This is a genomic window from Gottfriedia sp. NPDC057991, from assembly GCF_042886615.1.
Taxonomy (GTDB): domain Bacteria; phylum Bacillota; class Bacilli; order Bacillales; family Bacillaceae_G; genus Gottfriedia.
The window spans coordinates 285,773-305,897 of record NZ_JBHVQN010000003.1 but is presented as its reverse complement, the minus strand read 5'-3'; the positions used below and the strand labels follow the sequence as shown (position 1 = coordinate 305,897).

The following is a 20,125-nucleotide window of genomic DNA, read 5'->3' as shown; positions in this document are numbered from 1 at the left end:
GAAGCTACTATTAATATTAATTAATAGTGGTTTCTTTTTTTATGGAGAATTTAAGTCATACACGTATTCCACATTTGCCCATAAACTAAACTAGGGTGATAAATATGTTAAGAAATCAAATAGATCTAAAAGCGTACCATCAAAAATACTTTCGTCCATCTTGCTTACACGCTTTAAATTTAGGGCTCAATTCTTATAAGTTCTTTGATCCTTTTTATAATAAAACTTATGACCAAATTCAACTTCCAACTCAATTAACAAATACCCCCGAAGATATGCTAATCAACTATTTTAATATTCTAAGGGAAGCCGAAAACATGTTTAGAAGAAGCTGTGGAACAGTTGGTCAAGCGCGAATTCCGTTTCCAATTGCCTATAACTTCTTATCAAAGGAGTATCAAAAACGATATAGCTATGATGATTATTTTAACTCATTTGCTGGAATAGGGCATACGAGTTTAATCAAGCTTTGTCGAGTACCGGATATTAAAGGGGAGATAAAGTTTTTTTATGAAATTGAAACGATCGTATCAGTTAAAGATAGTAGAGCAGAGTATTTTGGTTATTCTTATGGGTTTATCAAACTGATTCATGAACAAAAGGGCTATCGAATTTCAGATATCGAACAAATTCCAGAGGATTTCTTATGTGCACCTTACCATGGCTGGAATCATGATGCAGAAGCAGTTGTAGATGTGAAGTTTGGAAACTGGTGTAAGCTAATAAAAAAAAGGCACCCTACAAAGCTAGAGGAGTACGTTAAATATATTTATTTTGACGGCAATGATGGATTTGACTACTGCATGTTATTCTTTACATTAACAAACGGAACCGACATCGAAATAGCCCAATTCCGTAAAGCTGTAAATGAAAATTGGATACAGATAGACTATAAACCAGAAGATCATTGTTTATCGGATGCTTAAAAGTTTATTTTTTTAAGCATTTTCCTTATATAGAGCAAAAAAAAGACTAATTCAATTGAATCAGTCTTTTTTAAGTTCACCATTCATTTGGTTCATAATTTAATTCTCTAAACAGCTGAGTCTTTTCTTTCTTAGATAAGTCTCTCCATTGACCCATTGGTAGATTGCCTAGATTAATATTCATAATTCGAGTTCTTTGCAATCGGTATACTTCATATCCAAGTGCTTCACACATACGACGAATTTGACGGTTTAAACCTTGTGTTAAAATGATTTGGAAATCAAATTTTGAAAGTTGTTTTACCTCACATGGTAATGTTTTTGTACCTAATATTTTTACCCCTTCAGACATTTTAGTTAAAAAGTCAGGAGTAATTGGTTTATCTACTGATACAATATATTCTTTTTCATGTCTATTTTCAGCTCGTAAAATTTCATTTACAATATCTCCATCATTTGTAAGGAGAATCAAACCTTCAGAGTCCTTATCCAATCTTCCAATATTAAAGATACGTAATGGATGGTTTACGAGGTCAACAATATTCCCTTTAACACCCTTTTCAGTAGTACTTGTTATGCCAACTGGCTTGTTCAAGGCAATATAAACATGATTTCGAGCTAGTCTAATATGTTCACCATTTACAATTACTTCATCACCAGGTTCAACTTGATCGCCGACTTTTGCTACTCTACCATTTAATTTTACTCTTCCTTCACTAATTAACTTATCCGCTCCACGTCTCGAAGCCTTTCCAGACTCACTAATAAATTTATTTAAACGAATGTTAAACAACCCCTTAAATTCTAAATTATACTTTCAGAATAACATAGATAGCTTTTTAATGAGAATACGATTCGACTATTACTAAAAAGTACTTTTAAATAATTGTTGTTTACTACTATTTTATCCACATTCTTTGTATTATTTTCTAAATTATATAACAAAAATGTTTTTTATTGACAGACCGTAAGCCAGGTCGTATGATAGAAAAAATATATTAATATTTTCTCATATAAACTTGAAAATAAGGTTCAAGAGTTTCTACCTAGCGCCCGTAAATTGCTAGACTATGAGGAAGAGCTCTGGATTTTTGTTTTCTATAAAATGTAAAACTGCCTGCTTTTTCTCATGAAGAGCGGGCAGTTTTTTTATTTTAATATAATAAAGGAGTCATCACATGTTTCAACTTAAAGAACGAAATACTTCAGTTAAAATTGAAGTATTAGCTGGTTTAACTACATTTTTAACTTTGGCGTACATCATTATTGTCAATCCTATGATTTTAAAGGACGCAGGTGTACCGTTTAATCAGGCATTTTTAGCTACTATTTTAGCAACAATTATTGGTACTTTAACAATGTCATTAATAGCTAATTATCCAATCGTTATTGCACCTGCAATGGGGTTAAATGCTTATTTTACTTATTCTGTAATTGGAGGACATAATCTCCCATATTCAGTCGGTTTTTCCGCTGTTTTTATTACCGGACTTTTATTTTTACTACTTTCTTTAACATCCTTCCGAACAAAATTGATCCAGGCAATTCCTGCTAACTTAAAGCATGCAATTGCTGCTGGAATTGGTTTGTTTATTACCTTTATTGGCTTGCGATTATCAGGTATTGTCGCAGATCACCCTACTAATCTAGTACAAATTGGTGATTTTAGTTCTCCTAAAGTTGCACTAACATTGATCGGTTTACTAATAACAATTGTATTTATGGCACTTAACTTAAATGGTGCATTATTTCTGGGGATGATTACGACAGGTTTAATTGCATATTTTACAGGTCAGTTAAACTTTGCTCATGGTTTTGTTGCTATGCCTCATTTACCAAAAGGAATTTTAGTATACAACCCAATTGATTCCATTAAAGACATTATTGAATATGGACTTTATAGTGTAATTTTTTCATTCTTACTTGTCATGTTATTCGATACAACAGGAGCTTTACTAGCAATCGTTAAACAAGCAGGTCTTATTAAAAATGGTAAGTTAGAAAAGGGAGGAAGTGCATTCTCCGCTGATTCAATTGGAACAATTGTTGGTGCAATGTTAGGAACAAGTCCAACTGCAGCAACAGTAGAATCCTCTGCTGGTGTTGGTGCTGGTGGAAAAACTGGTTTAACGTCATTAACTGTTGTGGTCTTATTTGTAATCGCAGCATTTTTTAGCCCAATGATTGGTTCTGTATCAGAAGTGGCGGCAATTACTGCGCCAAGCTTAATTATTGTTGGCTGTTTTATGATTAAGAGTATTTCGGAGATTAAATGGGATGATTTTGAAGAAGCATTCCCGGCATTTTTAGTCATTGTTAGTATGCCATTAACATCAAGCATTGCAAACGGTATTGCACTAGGCTTTATTTCTTATCCAATCATGAAAATCGTAAAACGTAAATTTAAAGACGTACACCCATTTGTTTATTTATTTGCAGTATTATTCCTAGTTCAATTAGTATTTTTTGCACATAAATAATAGAGAACATAAAAAGCAGGTAAAAGATTTGAAGTCTTTTACCTGCTTTTTATTAACCTATATATCAACTTGCTTTATATTTTTCATCGCTACTAGTAGTCGACTTTAGTCTCCAATAAACAGGCAAACCAACAATTGCAATACCAATTGATACAAGTGCATCTATTGGTGAATTTATAATCGTACTACCAACGATGTAAAGTGTACCTAAAATTGCGACAATCGGAGTGATAGGATATAAAGGCACTTTATATAATTTCTTTCCACCTTTATCTTTTTTACGCAATATGAAGATAGCATTAAATGCTAGTCCATAAAATAAGAAGACTGCAAATATAGCCATATCAGAAAGTCGATCTGGGTTCCAGAATATCATCATTGCTAATGCTAAAACAATTTGAAAAACTGTAGAGCCTACTGGTGTATTAAATTTAGGATGAATACTAGATAATACTTTTGAACCAGGTAGGAAGTTTCGTTCTGCCATCGCAAATGTAACTCTTGGGAATGTAAGAATTTTGCCATTTAAACAGCCAAAAATAGAAATTAAAATTCCGATGGCAAGAATTTTTCCACCAATATTACCAAATAGCGAGGAAGCTGCTGCAGTAGCTGCATTAGGACCTAATTCAACAATTTTACTTGCAGATAAAACGTGTAACATTGCGATATTAACAGAAAGATAAGCTAAAATAACAATCACAATACCAGAAATAATGGCTCTAGGAAGAGTCTTTGAAGGATTCTTCATTTCTCCTGCCATAAAACCAACATTCATCCAACCGTCATATGCCCATAAAGTCGCTAATACTGCTGCGCCCATACTAAGTGCTTGAGTGGAACTACCACTCTCTGCATTAAAAACTGATACGTCCCCTTGAAGAATACCAAAAACAGCAATTAAAATAATAGGAACTAGTTTTCCAACAGTTGAGATTGTTTGAATAAATCCGCCAAGTTGGGTGCTTAGTATGTTTAGACCACCAAGTAAGATAATCGTGATAATACCAATAACTTTGCTACTTCCATGAAATCCAAAAAAATCTGCTAATAAAGAGCCAAAATAAAGACTAAGAGCACCCATAACAGCTGGTCCATAGACAAGGGTTTGTACCCAACCGCATAAAAATCCCCACTTCTCACCATAAACCTCTTCTATGTATGCATATAATCCACCAGTTCTCGGGATTTTTACACTTACTTCAGCGATCGTTAATCCACTTGCTAGTGTAATAACGCCACCGATAATCCACGCTAAAAGAGCCATAGTGGAGTTAGCAGTTGAAGACAGCACAATTCCAGGTTTCATAAAGATTCCAGAACCGATTACTGTACCGATTACTAAAGACGTTGATACGAAAAAGCCAATATTTTTCTTTAAATTTACTTCTTTTTCCACGTTATACGCTCCTTCCAGGACTATATTTATAAAATTAGAAAGATTATAGCATATGAATTTTCTAATCTATTTTTTTCTGAAAAGTTAAAATTATGACGTATGTATTTTGGATTTAGTGGATAATACCCATTAATTCTAATAAATCTTACATACTATTTATTCGTTATGACTAGATAACATATTGATATAAGGTTATTAGTCATAAATATAGAACACTATAACGTAGGTATTTCAGACCGATTTTTAGCTACACCTGAAGGCTTTGGTATTTTAGAAAGAGCTTAATTTTGCACTTTAGAAAGGTTAGAATGGAATATTCTTACCAATAATGAACTATATAGACTGTAAAAGGGTTTCTTTAAAATACTTAAAATTATTTTAATGGGAGTGCATTGTAATGAGGTTAAAAACATTAATTGGGCTATTATTAGGTTCATTGACAACATTCTTCATTTTAAGTCTTCTAAGTAATAAACTTACCAATAAAGAGTACTGGTTTTATGCAATTATCTATCTTGTCTTTATGGTTTTAGCATACTTGGCAATTAACTTAATACGAAAAGTTAAGTCATCAAAAAAGACTGATTCGTTCTGAATCAGTCTTATCTATTTACCTGTTTTATCAAATTTCTTATTATAAGAAAAATAAATAATGATAATATTGATAATAAGTAAATCTGATACTAGGAGATAGAGTATGGATCAAATTCTTTTAGTTTTTATGGCGGTCGCTGAAAAAAAAAACTTTTCAAGAGCGGCTGAAGAGTTACATATGACTCAACCATCCGTTAGTCAGCAAATTCAATTACTTGAGAAGCATATCGGTGCAAAGCTTTTAATTAGAACGAATAAGTATGTTCAGCTAACGAAAGCTGGAGAAATTGTTTATTTGCATGCTAAGGAAATAACTAGTTTATACAAGCGTATGTCGACACTTGTAAATGATCTGATGAATGAGGCTAGTGGTCATCTTAAAATAGGTGCAAGTTATACATATGGTGAATATGTTTTACCGCAAATTTTAGCGGAAATGAAGAGACTTTTCCCGAACGTCATTCCATCAGTGCAAATCGGGAATACTCGAGAGATTGTTCAGGCTGCACTAAGTTATCAAATTGATATTGGGATAGTTGAAGGAGAAGCGACTCATACAAATTTAAATATACAGCCTTTTGCAAATGATGAAATGTATATTATAGCTGGAACTAAGAGCGAAATATATGCTAATGAAGCTGTGACATTGAATCAAATTGAAAATGAAACTTGGATTGTTAGGGAAGAAGGATCTGGAACAAGGGAAGCGACTGAAAAATTATTTGAATTATTAAAGATACGTCCTAAAAATATAATTGAATTTGGTAGCACACAATTAATTAAAGAGTCTGTAGAAGCTGGAATGGGAATTACCTATTTATCTGAGCTAGCAATAAAAAAAGAAAAACAGCTAAATACCATTGATTATCTTAAAGTAGAAGGGACACCTATCCAACGGAATTTTTCAATTATCACAGATAAAATCGAACTTCAAACGAAATCAATGGAAATATTTATTGAGTTAGCTAAGAAATATTCACAGAATTAAAGTAGGAATCCTTTTTTTATTTAGTTGAACATATAATAAAACGAAAGGTGTTCAAACGATAAAAAGATAAAGGATAATTATAATGACTTTCAAAAAACAAGAGGGAAAAACAGTATTAATTACCGGGCCAACGGAAGGAATCGGCTATGAGTTAACTAAATTATTTGCAAAAGATCATTTCAACTTAGTTTTAGTTGCTAGGAATAAAATTAAATTAGAAGAAATGGCTAATTCATTGATGAAGGAATTCAATATAAAAGTACTGGTTATTTCAGAAGACCTTTCTCAAGCAAATTCTGCTAAGGCCATTTTTGATCAAGTTTCAAAATCTCAAATGGAGATTGATATTCTAGTAAATAATGCTGGAGTTGCCCTATACGGAGACTTTGGTCGGACTGATTTAAAAAAAGAGTTAAAGATGATTCAGCTAAATATTGTTACTTTAACAGAGCTAGTAAAATACTTTTTACCAAATATGCTTCAAAAAAATTCGGGCCAAATTATTAATATTGCATCTACATCAGCTTTTCAACCAGGGCCAAAAATGTCTGTCTATGCAGCTTCAAAGTCTTATGTACTATCATTTAGTGAAGCTCTTTCAGAGGAATTAAGACATACTGGAGTTAGCGTAACTGCTGTTTGTCCAGGGCCAACTAGAACGGGAATAATTAATTCATCTGGTGGAAATAATTCAAAGCTATTTAAAGGTAAAATTATGACCCCGAAAAAAGTTGCGAAGTTGACTTATGAGGCAGTTAACAAGAAGAAGACTGTTGTTATTACAGGTATAAAGAATAAAATTTTAGCGCAATCTGTTCGATTCATTCCAAGATCGATCGCTAGAAAACTTGCAAAAAAACTAATAGAAGAGAGATAAAAAAATACAGTCTAATAATTAGGCTGTATTTTTTGGTTACTATTTAATTACGCATTGCCCATAATTATCTGTTCAAGTGTATTTGCTACATCTTGTGCACTATCAGAAACTGATTCTAACATTTCATAAATTTCTTTGAACTGAATTATTTTGATTGGATCTTTTTCATTTTTAAATAGCTCTTTAATGGAAGTGCGTAATAATGCATCACACTGTGACTCATAATCTTTTACTTGAATTGCATGTACACGCATTTCTAATAATTTCTTCCGTGAAAGTAATTGAATTGCTTTTAATATTTCATTCGACGCACTACGAATATTTTTAACAAATTTAACCATGAAATCATCTATTTGAATGATGGAGTACATTTCAAACGTTGCTGAACATTGCTCCATTCCGTCTAGTACATCATCCATTTTATTAGCAAGTTCTAGTATATCTTCACGTTCAATTGGTGTAATAAATGTTTTATTTAATTCAACGATAATTTGATGAATATATGTATCACCTTTTGTTTCATAAGCCTTCATTTCTGCAGAGAATGTTTTTAAATCAGTAGCATTTTTTATTTTAAAGTCATCAAAATAAATCGAACATTCATTTACATTATTTGCAATATTTAAGAGCATTTCAAAGAATGTATCATTTTTTTTACCTAGTCTCAAAGTATGATTCCTCCTATTGATTCAAATCCTTACATTATGTTGCTCAAGAGAATGAAATATTATAAATATGATTCTTAAAAAACAGGTCCAGTTCGATCAATTTTTGCTTTTAAGGAAGTTTTGAACTTAACATTCTTATATTCTTTGTCCCAATTTATTTTTTTCCATAAATCTGGATAAGAGCTAGATAAGATTCCTCCAATGCCTAATGCGTCACAATTAGCTTCCAATAATAATTTAGTAATTTCATCAGACTGTTTAGTAAGAATTTTTGAAACATCCTTATTTAATTTATCTTTGTTTAGCTTTTCGCCTACCTTACCTGTATAACTAATAATTGTTAAATCAAGGGTTAGATTTAGCGTACAAGTTATTTTTTTTGTCTTTTTATCTACTTTTATATTTAAATTTCTTTTCATTTTTTTTACTCTAAAAGAAATTGATTTATGTTCTCCTAACTCTACAGCCATTTCACTATATTTAGTTAGACGATCCATTAGTAACAATAAAAGACTTCCTTTTTCGTTAGGTAAGCTAATTCCTGTAAACTGATCCCCATTAAATAGGTCTATTCCACCGATTGTAATTTTATTATTTTCGTCTTTTTTTACATAAGGTAAAACGGTATCTCTACCTTTATCTGTAATTTGCGTCCATGCTGTAAATGCGGTTACTTTCGGAATCTTTGTTGTTTCCTCAGCGGCTTCTAGTCCTTTTAAAATGACAAATGCAATAGGGCTTGTTCCAGGATCGAGTGTAATAATATCTGAAGCTTTATCTTCTGCTATTACAACTCTACTAGAAACATAAGCTTGTCTCGGGCGATAAAAAAGTTCTAAAAAAGGATAAATCCCTTTCTTTGCCAAGTCCCTTCCAATTAAGATTATATGAGCTTTACTTACATCAATTAGACCAGGTAGTTTATTATTAATGTCAATTTCCATTCCGGATACACTGGGTCGTTTTACTTTAACAAGTTCGTCCTTAACTTCAAACTGTCCTCCACCTTTATTTTCAATATTTAAAGCTCTAACTGTAGCTAATAAATTATCGTCTGGATCTAAATCGAAGCTAATACCATTAACCATTTTTTTATCTATTAATAGATTTTGGTCCCAACAGCTTGCTAAAAAAAAGGTAAACAAACATAAGGTTATCAAAAATGATTTTCTTATAATTGTTCACTCCTTTCAGTTTTTGAAATGATGAAGGATAGACAAAACAGAATGAGGGGAAGTCCAAATACAACCACATAGCTTAAATAAGTTACATATTTATCAAAGATAGCTAGCTGATCCTCATCAAATGGTATGATTGTTATGAAAAAAATTAAGATTCCACTAATAAATACATTTTTTTTAAATGATTTTTCATTACTAATACTTTTAGCTGATAAAAATAAGTAAATGATTACCGAGGTTGTCATTGGTACAATCCAGACCGATAAAAAGATCAAATCCAAGCGGTCGATCATTTCAAACGAAAGGGCTTTAAATAAATATAAAACAGGCTCCCTAATTTGCAGAAGTTGTGTTGGACTAAAGCTTACTAGGCAAATAAAGGTAAAATATGTATAGAATAATGTCACAGAGAAGTTGGCAATACTCACAGTTTTTAATATTCCTTTTTCAGTATCAAGCACAAAAGGAAAAATTAGTAAAAGACTTTCAAATCCTAATATTGAGAGTAAGGATTTATGACTTCCTAAAATTATGTTTTTCACTCCTGAATGCCCAATCGGAAGAATAAAGCGTAATTCTTTTGGTAAATAAAAGGTAAAGAACGATAGTAAAAATAGAAGGATGATTAGAACCGATGCTAATACAAAAAATCTCGATATAATTCTTAAATCACTAATTGTTAAATAAATGCTTGATAAAATAATAATTAGTGATAGTACCCAAAATGGAGTTAACGGTAATAACCAAAGAGTTATGCTTCTGATAAAAAGAACACAAGCCAGACTTCCAATCATAATAAAATAGATATAGATAAATAAGTTACAGAACTTTCCTACATATTTACCTAAAATTTTTTTTGTAATATCTGTATATGTAGCATTTGGAAATCTTCTTAGTAAAAGCCAGTAAATGAATAATGTAATTTGGACTGCTACTCCTGCAATAAGGGTAGAGATCCACCCATCACCTTTAGCTGTACCTTGAACCGCATTCGGTAATGCGAGTAGTCCAATACCGATTTGACTCTGGACAATAAAAAAGTAGAGCTGTAATTTAGAAATTGAATTACTGTTCGTAATCATTCTTTCTTCCACACCCTAGAAATTCTTTGCTGTGCAATCTTTTGGGGACGTGCATCAGTTGGTCTTGTATTTTGCTTCCATGAAGGGAGCCTAAAGAAAGTATCCTTTATATCTTCCTTTCGAAAAGGTGCCATCGGAGAAAAGTAGGGCATGCCAAAAGATTTTAATTTACACATATGCATAAAAATTAACATTAAAGTTAGTGTGATCCCAAAGAAACCCAATATCGAAGCCATGATCATCGTCGGAAAGCCCAATAGTCTCATACTAGTACCCATCTCACTAACTGGTGCTACAAACGAAGCAATTGCTGTAAAACCAATTACAACGATCATTGTGTTTGATACTAAATGCGCTTCAACAACAGCTGTACCAATAACTAGCCCACCAACTATTCCAATTGTTTGAGCGATAGGAGAAGGTAGTCGAATAGCGGCTTCCTTTAGTAGCTCTAATATGATTTGCATTGCAAAAGCTTCGACGAGAGGGAGAAATGGTACAAACTCTAAAGAAACTCTAATTGAATAAAGAAGACCTATTGGTAGTACTTCAGAGTGGAAGGATACGATCGCAATGTATATGGCAGGTAAGCTAATTGCAACAATAAAGCTAAATACCCTAATAATTCGAAAAAATGAACCAATCAACCATCGATGATTATAATCATCGGGAGCCTGATAAAATGCGAAAAAGGTAATTGGTACAATAGAAACAGTTGGATTCCCATCTACAAGTAAATTTATTTTCCCGTCTAATAGATAAGATGCAGCCCGGTCTGGTCTTTCCGTGTTTAATACTTGTGGAAATGGTGAAAACGTACTATCCTCAATCAATTCTTCTAGTTGTCCTGTAGAACGAAGACTGTCTAATTCAAGACCTGAAATTCTTTCTTCAATGACCTCAACAAGTTTTCGATTTACAATTGAATCGATATAAACCATCGCAACTTTAGTATTCGTAATCTTACCAATCGTAAAATACTTAATCTTTAGCTCAGGTGTACGGATTCTTTTTCTTAGTAATTGTATATTTGTATTTATACTTTCGACAAAACCATCGTGAGCACCATTAATATTTTGTTCATTAGCAGGTTCAGTAATTGCACGTTCCTTATCATCTGAAGCTGCTGCTAGAATTCCATTTGAACAATTTTCTTCTAAAATTAGACAAAACCCGTCTAATAAACTATCTCCTAATTCTGAGATATTTGTTGAGTTTTTAATCTCATATGATTTGACGATATTGCCTGTTTCATCCTTTGTTTCTCTTAAAATAGGTTCAATAATAAATGATTGAAGTGCCTCAATTTTTATCATCGATTCAAGAAACAAAATAGCAAAAATCTGCGCATTTTTATGGATAATCTTAACAACCAAATCTTCTGTATGACTTAAATAATCTTGAATCATTTCAATATTATTTTTTAGATTATTTGATAAAACTTCTTCTTTATTTGACTTAATTGTAGTTGTATTGGTTCGCATTTTGATACCTCTTTGATGGAAGGTCTAATTGGGTTTATTCTTTCCAAAATTAGGCTGTGTATGCAATGATGAATCGTAGGGAAAATCATTTGCGATTCCGTTTTTTAGATTAACAAAAACGTATAATATTAGTTTCCTAAAAAGCAGAAAAATCGAATCTTGTAGAAATAAACTTGTTGACTTTTTATTTTTTGCATAATAATATAAGGACAATTAATTTAAATAAACATCCATATATACTTTGCGTTGACGAAGAGTAGTAACGATTACGGAAACTAAAGAGAGCTGATGGTTGGTGCGAATCAGTGTGAAAGTAATCGCGAATGGACTTCTGAGCATTCAAACCGAACCTTAAATAAGTAGTAGGCTTTGGCGAGTAGTCTTCTCGTTACAAAAGACGGGTATTCAATGGAAAGTTGATTGGATACCGACAAAGCGAGCTGTTAATCAGCTAATGAAGGTGGCACCACGGGTCTCTCGTCCTTATTAAGACGGGGGGCCCTTTTTGTATTCTATTTTAATTTAATAATAATAAATCGCTGAGTAAGAAGAGTAAATATTGGTGAATGTCACAGAGAGTTAGACAATGGTGGGAGTCTAATACAGGAACCTTTATCGAATGGGCTTACGAGAGGCATCTTGAACAATAAAGTAGGGATGCACGGATTTCCGCCGTTAAAAGGATAGGGTATCGGAATTATTTAAGTAACTAATTCCCGTATCTGAAAAGTGGGATTCAGTTAAATCTGATCCAATCTGAGGTGGTACCGCGGTAGCAACTAATCGTCCTCTATATGCACAATCTTTGTGCGTATAGGGGACTTTTTTTATATTCATTATTAACTTTTGGAGGTCGAACAAATTGTCAGTACAAAACAAAGCAGAAATAATCATTGAAACGATAATGGGGGATTTGTTTACACCAATTTCATTATTTAAGAAATTGACCGCTAGCAAAAAGTTTTTATTTGAAAGTTCATTTAAGCATCAAGATTCTGGACGGTATTCATTTGTTGGTTCAAAACCTGCTTTTGAATTAATTGGAACAAATCAAGGAGGCCAAATCATCCATAACAATGGTCAAAAAGAAGAGTTTATTGGAAATCCTCTTTTAAAACTGAAAGAGCTAATACCAAAGCAAGATTACTTGGAAGCACTTGAACTTCCTTTCATTGGCGGAGGAATTGGATATGTAGGATACGATATGATTCGCCAATTTGAAGAAATTGGTGATGAGTTGGAAGACGGTATTGGAATGCCAGATCTCCATTTAATGTTTTTTGAAGTCATTATTGTATTTGATCATTTGGAACAGAAAATTCATTTGGTTGGAACAAAGCTTTCCGATGAAACAACATTAGAAGATTTGAAGAGCGAAATTCAGAAGTATAAGCAAGTAATTGTAGCTAACTCAAATCAAGAGGAAGCAAAACCGGTTGTATTTTCTACTTTCGAGTCAGAACTTAGTAAAGCTGACTACATGTCCAAAGTAGAAAAGGCAAAGTCATTTATTCAAAAAGGAGATATTTTTCAAGTCGTTCTTTCACATCGAATGGGAGCAAAATTTGAAGGAAATCCATTTGACTATTATCGAAAATTACGAATCCAAAACCCGTCACCATATATGTATTATATCGATTTTGGGGATAGCGTTGTTGCTGGTACTTCCCCTGAAAGCTTAATAAAAGTTAAAGGGAATCAGGTCATAACCAATCCAATTGCCGGTACGAAACGAAGAGGGAAAACGGATGAACAAGACTTAATGATTGAAAGGGATTTATTACAGGATGAGAAGGAACTAGCCGAACATAAAATGCTTGTTGATTTAGGAAGAAATGATCTAGGTAAAGTTTGCGAGTTTGGAACAATCAAATTAGAAAAATATATGAACGTTGAGAGATACAAATATGTAATGCATATCGTTTCCGAAGTTAGTGGGCAAATAAAAAAACCACTTACTTCACTTGATGCTCTTATTGCTTGCTTACCAGCCGGAACCGTATCTGGTGCACCTAAGATTAGAGCAATGGAAATCATTAATGAATTAGAGAGTTCAAAGCGAGGGGTATATTCCGGTGCAGTCGGTTATGTATCCGTTAATGGAAACCTTGATTTTGCATTAGCTATTCGAACGATGATTATAAAGAATCAAATGGCCTATATTCAAGCAGGAGCAGGTATTGTTTATGACAGCAAACCCGAACACGAATATGAAGAAACCATTAATAAACTAAAAGCGTTTCTGGAGGAAAATCATGATTTTAATAATTGATCACTATGATTCTTTTACTTACAATCTTTATCAATTTTTGGGAGAGCTTGGCGAAGAAATGAAAATCGCTAGATATGACAAAATTTCAATTGATGAAATAAAAGAAATGAATCCAAAAGCAATTATTCTTTCTCCGGGACCAGGTAAGCCCGAAGAGAAGCAGGAAACGATTGAACTCATTCAAACTTTTCATAAGACTGTCCCAATACTAGGCATTTGCTTAGGGCACCAAGCAATCGGTTATGCATTCGGTGCAAAAATTAGTAAAGCTAGACAAATCAAACATGGAAAAACATCGAAAATCAGGCATGATGGTAGCAATTTATTTGCCTACATGTTCCAACCGTTAGAGGTTATGCGATACCATTCACTGGTAATTGAAAAAGAAACGATACCGCCATTATTTGAAATTTTAGCATTCGCTATGGACGATCAAGAAATCATGGCTATTAAACACCGAAAATATCCAATCTACGGTTTGCAATTTCATCCGGAATCTATAGGAACAGAATTAGGAAAACAACTTTTATTAAACTTTTTAAATGAAATAAAGGAGGAATTAAAAGATGAAAGAGTACCTTCAACGCTTAGCTAATCGAGAGTCGTTTACAGCAGAAGAAATGCAAGTAGCTGTCGGTCGGATTCTACAGGATGATCAAATATCAGATAGTGAAATCGCAGCATTTTTAGTTGCTTTAAAAACAAAAGGTGAAACAGTAAATGAAATCGCAGGACTAGTAAACGCAATTCGAAATCATACGGTAGGATTTACTAGGAAGTTTCATAATGTCATTGATAATTGTGGGACAGGTGGAGATAACTCATCGAGCTTTAATGTGAGTACAACTTCGGCATTTGTTATAGCGGGAAGTGGAATTCCAATTGCAAAACATGGAAATCGTAGCATGTCCAGCAAAACAGGTAGCGCCGATGTATTAGAACAATTAGGTGTGGAACTATCGATTCCAACACAAGCTTCTGAGGAGCTTTTAGACGAAATAGGAATTGCCTTTTTATTTGCACCATATGTTCATCCAAGATTAAAAAAAGTTATGAAGGTTAGACGTGAGTTGCAAATTCCGACCATTTTTAACTTAATTGGACCTTTAACAAACCCAGTTGAATTAGAGACCCAACTATTAGGAATTTACAGAAGAGATTATTTAGAAGTATTTGCAGAAGTGCTAAATAAATTAGGACGAAAACGAGCGATTGTATTAAACGGTGCAGGGCATTTAGATGAAGCATCGTTAGCTGGTGAAAATCATATCGTCCTACTAGAAAATAATGAGCTGAAAAAGATGACACTTCATCCGGAAGAAGTTGGATTAACTTATTACCCAAATACTGAAATCAAAGGTGGAGATGCAAAGAGGAATGCAGATATTCTTCTTCGAGTTTTACAAGGAGAAAAAGGAGCTTTTAGAGATACGGTTTTATTAAATGCTGGTTTAGCAATCTATACTTCAGGTATTGTCAATCAAATTAAAGATGGTATTAAGAAGGCTGAAGAGAGCATTGATTCTGGTGCAGCTTATGAAAAATTACAAAAACTAGTCGAAAAAACTAGCAAACTAAAAAGAGAGGTTATATAAATGGAAACCATTTTAGATCGAATTATTTCTCAAAAACAAATCGAAATTAAAAGTTTAAGAGCAATTAGTCGGAAAATAACGAATCAATCAAAGAATTTATCATTAATTAAAAAGTTAAAAGCTGCAGACCATTTATCGATCATTGCGGAGTTTAAACGAGCGTCACCATCAAAAGGGGATATTAATACAAATCTTAATCCAGCGGAACAAGCAAAGAAATACGAAGAAAATGGAGCAGCCGCAATATCCGTTTTAACAGATACAACTTTCTTCAAAGGTTCCTTTAAAGATCTGAAAATCGTACGTGAGTCCGTTAATATTCCGATATTATGCAAGGATTTTATTATCGATCCAGTTCAAATAGATATCGCAAAAGAGCATGGAGCAAACATTATTTTACTAATTGCTGCTGCATTACCTTTTACAGAACTAAATCATTTATACCAATATGCTAAACAGCAAAATCTTGAAGTATTGATGGAAGTACATGACGAGGAAGATTTAGAAAAAGCACTAAAAATTGGACCCGGGCTATATGGCATCAATAACAGAAACTTAAAAACGTTTGAAGTGAACCTGGGTGTAACAGAAAGACTAGCACCACTTATTCAAGCAACTGGGGGTTTCATTATTAGTGAGAGTGGAATTTTCAATCAGTATGATGCAAAACGAGTAAGAAATGCTGGAGTAAATGGAATTTTGGTTGGAGAGGCATTAATGAAGAGTAATGAATTATCATCCAATATGAGAGAGTTGATGGTTCCTATTCTAAAGGAGGCTAAGCAGTGAAAGTGAAAATTTGTGGCATCACCGATATAAAAACAGCTCAAAGTGCAATAAATGCAGGAGCTGATGCAATTGGATTTGTATTTGCAGAAAGTAAACGTCGTATTGAAATGACTGAGGCAAAAAAAATCATCGAATCACTGCCAGATTCGGTATTGAAGATTGGCGTTTTTGTAAATGAAACAAAAGAAACATTAGAATCCATCTACCAGGAAGTTGGTTTAACACATCTTCAGTTACATGGAGATGAAACGCCAGAATTTTGTCGTTCATTATCTTTTCCAGTAATCAAAGCATTACGAGTTCAATCAGAAAAGGACGTTGAAAAAATCGCAGAATATGATTGTGATTATATTTTAGTAGATAGTCCGAGTGGAAAATACCGTGGCGGAAATGGAACAACATTTAACTGGGACCTTATGGGTTCAAAAAAAATAGATAACTTGATATTAGCTGGTGGATTGACGATTGAGAATGTAATACCTGCTAGTAGCGTCGTAAAACCAAAAATGGTTGATGTAAGTAGTGGAGTTGAAACGAACGGGAAAAAAGATGAAGAAAAAATAAAAAGTTTTATAAAAAAAGTAAAATTAGGAGGAATTTAAATGTCTACTTACACACTTCCAGATGTAAAAGGCCATTTCGGTATGTATGGAGGGAAATATATACCTGAAACGCTTGTTCAAGCCATAACTGAATTAGAAGAAGCTTATTCAACTATAAAAGATGATCTAGCATTTAATGAGGAAATTGAAAGATTATCAAAGGATTATGTAGGTCGCCAAACACCTCTTTACTTCGCAGAAAATTTAACTAAGCATGCAAACGGAGCTAATATTTATTTAAAACGTGAGGACTTAAATCATACTGGTGCTCACAAAATTAATAACGCGATTGGTCAGGCGTTGCTTGCGATTCGAATGGGTAAACGAAAAATCGTTGCTGAAACAGGAGCGGGACAACATGGCGTAGCAACTGCAACAGTTTGTGCCCTTTTAAATTTAGAATGTGTTATTTTCATGGGTGCTGAGGATGTTCGAAGACAAGAACTGAACGTTTTCCGAATGGAATTACTAGGCGCAAAAGTGATTAGTGTTGAATCAGGAAGTGCGACATTAAAGGATGCAGTAAATGAAGCCCTTCGTTACTGGGTTGCAAATGTAGATGATACTCATTATTTATTAGGGTCAGTAATGGGGCCACATCCTTTTCCTATGATGGTACGAGATTTCCAAAGTGTAATTGGCAAAGAAACAAGACAACAATTTTTAGCGAAGGAAGGTAAACTTCCTGATGCAGTAGTAGCTTGTATTGGCGGAGGAAGTAATGCAATTGGTATGTTCCATCCATTTATAACGGATGAAAGTGTAAAGTTATTTGGAGTAGAAGCGGCTGGTCATGGAATCCATACAGATAAGCAAGCAGCGTCTTTAACAAAAGGTGTACCAGGTGTATTACACGGTGCATTAATGTATTTACTTCAAGATGAAGATGGTCAAATACAAGAAGCCCATTCAATTTCTGCGGGGCTTGACTACCCAGGGGTAGGTCCTGAACATTGCTATTTGAAAGATATTGAACGAGTAAAATATGAATCAATCACAGATGAAGAAGCACTTGAAGCATTCCAATTGCTAGCAAGATTGGAAGGAATAATTCCAGCATTAGAAAGTGCACATGCAGTAGCATATGCAATAAAGCTAGCAGCAACGATGAAGAAAGATGAAAATTTAGTCATTTGTTTATCTGGTAGAGGCGATAAAGATGTTCATACCATTCGTGAGCGATTAAAGGAGGAAAAATAATGATGAATCGAATTGAAACCCAGTTTTCTGAACGACTTAAAAAAGGGGAAAAACTATTTATTCCTTATGTAATGGCAGGAGATGGTGGTCTAGAAGTATTAGGAGGAAGACTAGCTTTACTAGAAAAGTTTGGTGCATCAGCGATTGAAGTTGGTATTCCGTTTTCAGACCCAGTAGCAGATGGACCAGTAATTCAACAAGCGGGAATTCGAGCATTACAAGCGGGTACAACTTTAAGAGCTGTACTTGAAAAGATAAAAGAAGTTCGTAAATTAATCTCTGTCCCTTTAATCGTTATGACATATATGAATCCTATTTTAGCTTATGGAATAGACAGGTTCGTATCTGACCTTCAACAAGCAGGAGTAGACGGCTGTATTATTCCTGACCTACCAATCGAAGAAGAAGAAATTATCATTCATAAACTTGAAGAATTTGGAGTAGAACTAATTCGATTAGTCACAATGGCTACACCAAAAGATCGAATCATTAAAATTGCTGAAAAAGGAAGAGGTTTCTTATACACAGTAACGGTAAAAGGGATTACTGGTGTTCGAAATGAGCTAGACGTCAGCCTATCGTCCTTTTTAAAAAGTGTTAAAGAAATTAGTAATAAACCTGTAATAGCCGGATTTGGTGTATCTACTCCAAAACAAGTAAATGAATTAAGCCAAGATTGTGATGGAGTCATTGTTGGAAGTAAAATCGTTGATTTATTTAATCAAAATAAGATAAATGAAATTAAACTTTTAATGGAATCAAGTTTAGTAAGCGGGGAAGTAATTTAATAAAAAGTGAATCAGGTTAGATCAGTGGCCTGATTTTTTTATTTTTCAGGGTATTCTTTCGAGCCTAACCATGCTTAGCTCTGAAAAAAGCTGAATCTAGATAATAATTGGTCTTTTGTTAACCTTTTTAGATGAAAAAGATTGATTAGGATAGATATTATCATCTGATTTTAGTGGAATTACACGTGAAATACGGTAAGCGGTATGGGTATAATAACCATTTAATTGCGGTTTTCTTAATTTTAATTGCAGATTTGCTATTTTTATTTGCGATTCCAAAAATTTAATTGCAGATTTGATCATTTTAATTGCGATTATCGAAATTTATTTGCAGTTCCTCAAATAATTGCAGACTATGGGGATTTAATTGCGAATCAATATACTTTATTTGCAGTTTTTTCACTAGATCAGATTTTAATTTCTTCTTATAGTATCCGACTTCAACTATTTAGTAACAAAGTATCCACAAAACTAGACGCTCCTCAAAAAAATGCATCATCAATTTATCCACTAATAGTTACGATTCTCCACATTTTTATTTGAGGTTTTCCACATAATAGCAGAGTATCCACAGAATTCTCACACTCCCCAAACTATCTCTACAAACTATCCACAGAAATTTATATAATCTAAAAAGTTTTCCACAATTGCAGAGATCGTTCAATTTTCTCTTTAGGACATATGTCCTTCCCAAACAACCTTCCAATATCGTTTAATAATGAAGAAATCAATATGTCAGGAGTGAAAAATATGAAAGGAATTTTATTAGCAATTATCGGCGGAGCATTTATTACACTACAGGGAGTTGCAAATTCACAAATTAGTAGCGATATTGGCACGTGGCAAGCAGCTACAATTACACAGTTTACAGGTTTTATTGTAGCTTTATTCGTACTACTATTAATAAAAGATAAAAAATTAGCTGAAGTTAAGAAAGTGAATCCAATTTATTTATTAAGTGGGGCACTTGGAGCATTTGTTATCTTTTGTAATGTGACATCAATTCATATTATTGGTGTGACATTTTCAATTTCTGTACTTTTAATCGCACAGCTAAGTTTAACATTTATCATAGATAGTAAAGGCTGGTTCGGAGTCAAAAAGCTTACTATTAGTCCGTCACAATTTATTGGAATTGGTATGATGATGATCGGTGTGATTGTGTTAGGATCTTAAAAGTAAATTTACAGGAGGTGAAGT

Annotated in this window: 19 protein-coding genes, 1 riboswitch and 2 other annotated features; of the genes, 13 read left to right on the top strand and 6 right to left on the bottom strand. The window is 33.3% G+C overall.

Annotated elements, in window-relative coordinates:
- Nucleotides 1–104 precede the first annotated feature (104 nt).
- Complete coding sequence (locus ACFVR2_RS12970; RefSeq protein WP_387362263.1) at nucleotides 105–926, top strand: hypothetical protein; 822 nt, start codon at nucleotides 105–107, stop codon at nucleotides 924–926.
- Nucleotides 927–1,002: 76 nt separating this feature from the next.
- Here the strand turns inward: ACFVR2_RS12970 and rluF are convergent, their stop codons facing one another.
- Nucleotides 1,003–1,719 carry a 23S rRNA pseudouridine(2604) synthase RluF gene (rluF, locus tag ACFVR2_RS12965; RefSeq protein WP_172795404.1) on the bottom strand — a complete coding sequence of 239 codons (717 nt, stop codon included), beginning with the start codon at nucleotides 1,717–1,719 and terminating at the stop codon, nucleotides 1,003–1,005.
- 196 nt (nucleotides 1,720–1,915) lie between these two features.
- Nucleotides 1,916–2,017, top strand: a riboswitch (purine riboswitch).
- Nucleotides 2,018–2,104: 87 nt separating this feature from the next.
- On the opposite strand from rluF, the gene ACFVR2_RS12960 reads away from it, so the two are divergent.
- Nucleotides 2,105–3,406: an NCS2 family permease gene (locus ACFVR2_RS12960; RefSeq protein WP_387362260.1), complete on the top strand. Its 1,302-nt coding sequence runs from the start codon at nucleotides 2,105–2,107 to the stop codon at nucleotides 3,404–3,406.
- A 64-nt stretch (nucleotides 3,407–3,470) separates the two neighbouring features.
- On the opposite strand, the gene ACFVR2_RS12955 is transcribed toward ACFVR2_RS12960, so the two are convergent.
- Nucleotides 3,471–4,805, bottom strand: coding sequence for an APC family permease (locus ACFVR2_RS12955; protein ID WP_387362258.1), 1,335 nt, complete (start codon nucleotides 4,803–4,805; stop codon nucleotides 3,471–3,473).
- Nucleotides 4,806–5,202: 397 nt separating this feature from the next.
- Here ACFVR2_RS12955 and ACFVR2_RS12950 point away from each other — a divergent pair, with 397 nt between their 5' ends.
- From ACFVR2_RS12950 to ACFVR2_RS12940, 3 genes are all read left to right on the top strand, one after another.
- The gene (locus ACFVR2_RS12950; protein WP_387362256.1) at nucleotides 5,203–5,400 is read left to right on the top strand and encodes a hypothetical protein; all 198 of its coding nucleotides are present in this window, start codon (nucleotides 5,203–5,205) and stop codon (nucleotides 5,398–5,400) included.
- 102 nt (nucleotides 5,401–5,502) lie between these two features.
- The gene (locus ACFVR2_RS12945; RefSeq protein WP_387362254.1) at nucleotides 5,503–6,387 is read left to right on the top strand and encodes a LysR family transcriptional regulator; all 885 of its coding nucleotides are present in this window, start codon (nucleotides 5,503–5,505) and stop codon (nucleotides 6,385–6,387) included.
- 82 nt (nucleotides 6,388–6,469) lie between these two features.
- A complete protein-coding gene (locus ACFVR2_RS12940) occupies nucleotides 6,470–7,264 on the top strand; it encodes an SDR family NAD(P)-dependent oxidoreductase (RefSeq protein WP_387362252.1) in 795 nt (264 codons plus the stop codon).
- Between the two features lie 47 nt (nucleotides 7,265–7,311).
- Here the strand turns inward: ACFVR2_RS12940 and ACFVR2_RS12935 are convergent, their stop codons facing one another.
- The 4 genes from ACFVR2_RS12935 to ACFVR2_RS12920 all read right to left on the bottom strand — a co-directional run bounded on the left by ACFVR2_RS12935 (nucleotide 7,312) and on the right by ACFVR2_RS12920 (nucleotide 11,679).
- On the bottom strand, nucleotides 7,312–7,932 hold the full coding sequence (locus ACFVR2_RS12935) for a DUF47 domain-containing protein (RefSeq protein ID WP_387362250.1): 621 nt from the start codon (nucleotides 7,930–7,932) through the stop codon (nucleotides 7,312–7,314).
- 74 nt (nucleotides 7,933–8,006) lie between these two features.
- Nucleotides 8,007–9,092 carry a Ger(x)C family spore germination protein gene (locus ACFVR2_RS12930; RefSeq protein ID WP_387362248.1) on the bottom strand — a complete coding sequence of 362 codons (1,086 nt, stop codon included), beginning with the start codon at nucleotides 9,090–9,092 and terminating at the stop codon, nucleotides 8,007–8,009.
- A gap of 11 nt (nucleotides 9,093–9,103) precedes the next feature.
- Nucleotides 9,104–10,195 carry a GerAB/ArcD/ProY family transporter gene (locus tag ACFVR2_RS12925; protein ID WP_387362246.1) on the bottom strand — a complete coding sequence of 364 codons (1,092 nt, stop codon included), beginning with the start codon at nucleotides 10,193–10,195 and terminating at the stop codon, nucleotides 9,104–9,106.
- Nucleotides 10,192–11,679, bottom strand: coding sequence for a spore germination protein (locus ACFVR2_RS12920; protein ID WP_387362244.1), 1,488 nt, complete (start codon nucleotides 11,677–11,679; stop codon nucleotides 10,192–10,194). The genes ACFVR2_RS12925 and ACFVR2_RS12920 overlap by 4 nt, the downstream gene beginning before the upstream one ends.
- 237 nt (nucleotides 11,680–11,916) lie before the next feature.
- Nucleotides 11,917–12,167, top strand: a binding site (T-box leader).
- A gap of 42 nt (nucleotides 12,168–12,209) precedes the next feature.
- Nucleotides 12,210–12,473: a binding site (T-box leader), on the top strand.
- Nucleotides 12,474–12,583: 110 nt separating this feature from the next.
- On the opposite strand from ACFVR2_RS12920, the gene trpE reads away from it, so the two are divergent.
- The 8 genes from trpE (at nucleotide 12,584) to ACFVR2_RS12880 (ending at nucleotide 20,101) form a co-directional block, all read left to right on the top strand.
- Nucleotides 12,584–13,951, top strand: coding sequence for an anthranilate synthase component I (gene trpE, locus ACFVR2_RS12915; protein ID WP_387362799.1), 1,368 nt, complete (start codon nucleotides 12,584–12,586; stop codon nucleotides 13,949–13,951).
- Complete coding sequence (locus ACFVR2_RS12910; RefSeq protein ID WP_387362242.1) at nucleotides 13,935–14,546, top strand: anthranilate synthase component II; 612 nt, start codon at nucleotides 13,935–13,937, stop codon at nucleotides 14,544–14,546. The genes trpE and ACFVR2_RS12910 overlap by 17 nt, the downstream gene beginning before the upstream one ends.
- Entirely contained in the window at nucleotides 14,518–15,546 is a 1,029-nt protein-coding gene (trpD, locus tag ACFVR2_RS12905) for an anthranilate phosphoribosyltransferase (protein ID WP_387362240.1), read from the top strand. Before ACFVR2_RS12910 ends, trpD begins: the two co-directional genes overlap by 29 nt.
- Nucleotides 15,547–16,335, top strand: coding sequence for an indole-3-glycerol phosphate synthase TrpC (gene trpC / locus ACFVR2_RS12900; RefSeq protein WP_387362238.1), 789 nt, complete (start codon nucleotides 15,547–15,549; stop codon nucleotides 16,333–16,335). It abuts the gene before it with no gap.
- Nucleotides 16,332–16,937: a phosphoribosylanthranilate isomerase gene (locus ACFVR2_RS12895; RefSeq protein ID WP_387362236.1), complete on the top strand. Its 606-nt coding sequence runs from the start codon at nucleotides 16,332–16,334 to the stop codon at nucleotides 16,935–16,937. Before trpC ends, ACFVR2_RS12895 begins: the two co-directional genes overlap by 4 nt.
- The gene (gene trpB / locus ACFVR2_RS12890) at nucleotides 16,938–18,137 is read left to right on the top strand and encodes a tryptophan synthase subunit beta (RefSeq protein ID WP_387362234.1); all 1,200 of its coding nucleotides are present in this window, start codon (nucleotides 16,938–16,940) and stop codon (nucleotides 18,135–18,137) included.
- A 2-nt stretch (nucleotides 18,138–18,139) separates the two neighbouring features.
- Nucleotides 18,140–18,925, top strand: a complete 786-nt coding sequence (gene trpA / locus ACFVR2_RS12885; protein ID WP_387362796.1) for a tryptophan synthase subunit alpha — start codon at nucleotides 18,140–18,142, stop codon at nucleotides 18,923–18,925.
- Nucleotides 18,926–19,675: 750 nt separating this feature from the next.
- Entirely contained in the window at nucleotides 19,676–20,101 is a 426-nt protein-coding gene (locus ACFVR2_RS12880; protein ID WP_335409920.1) for a DMT family transporter, read from the top strand.
- The last annotated feature ends 24 nt before the right edge of the window (nucleotides 20,102–20,125 follow it).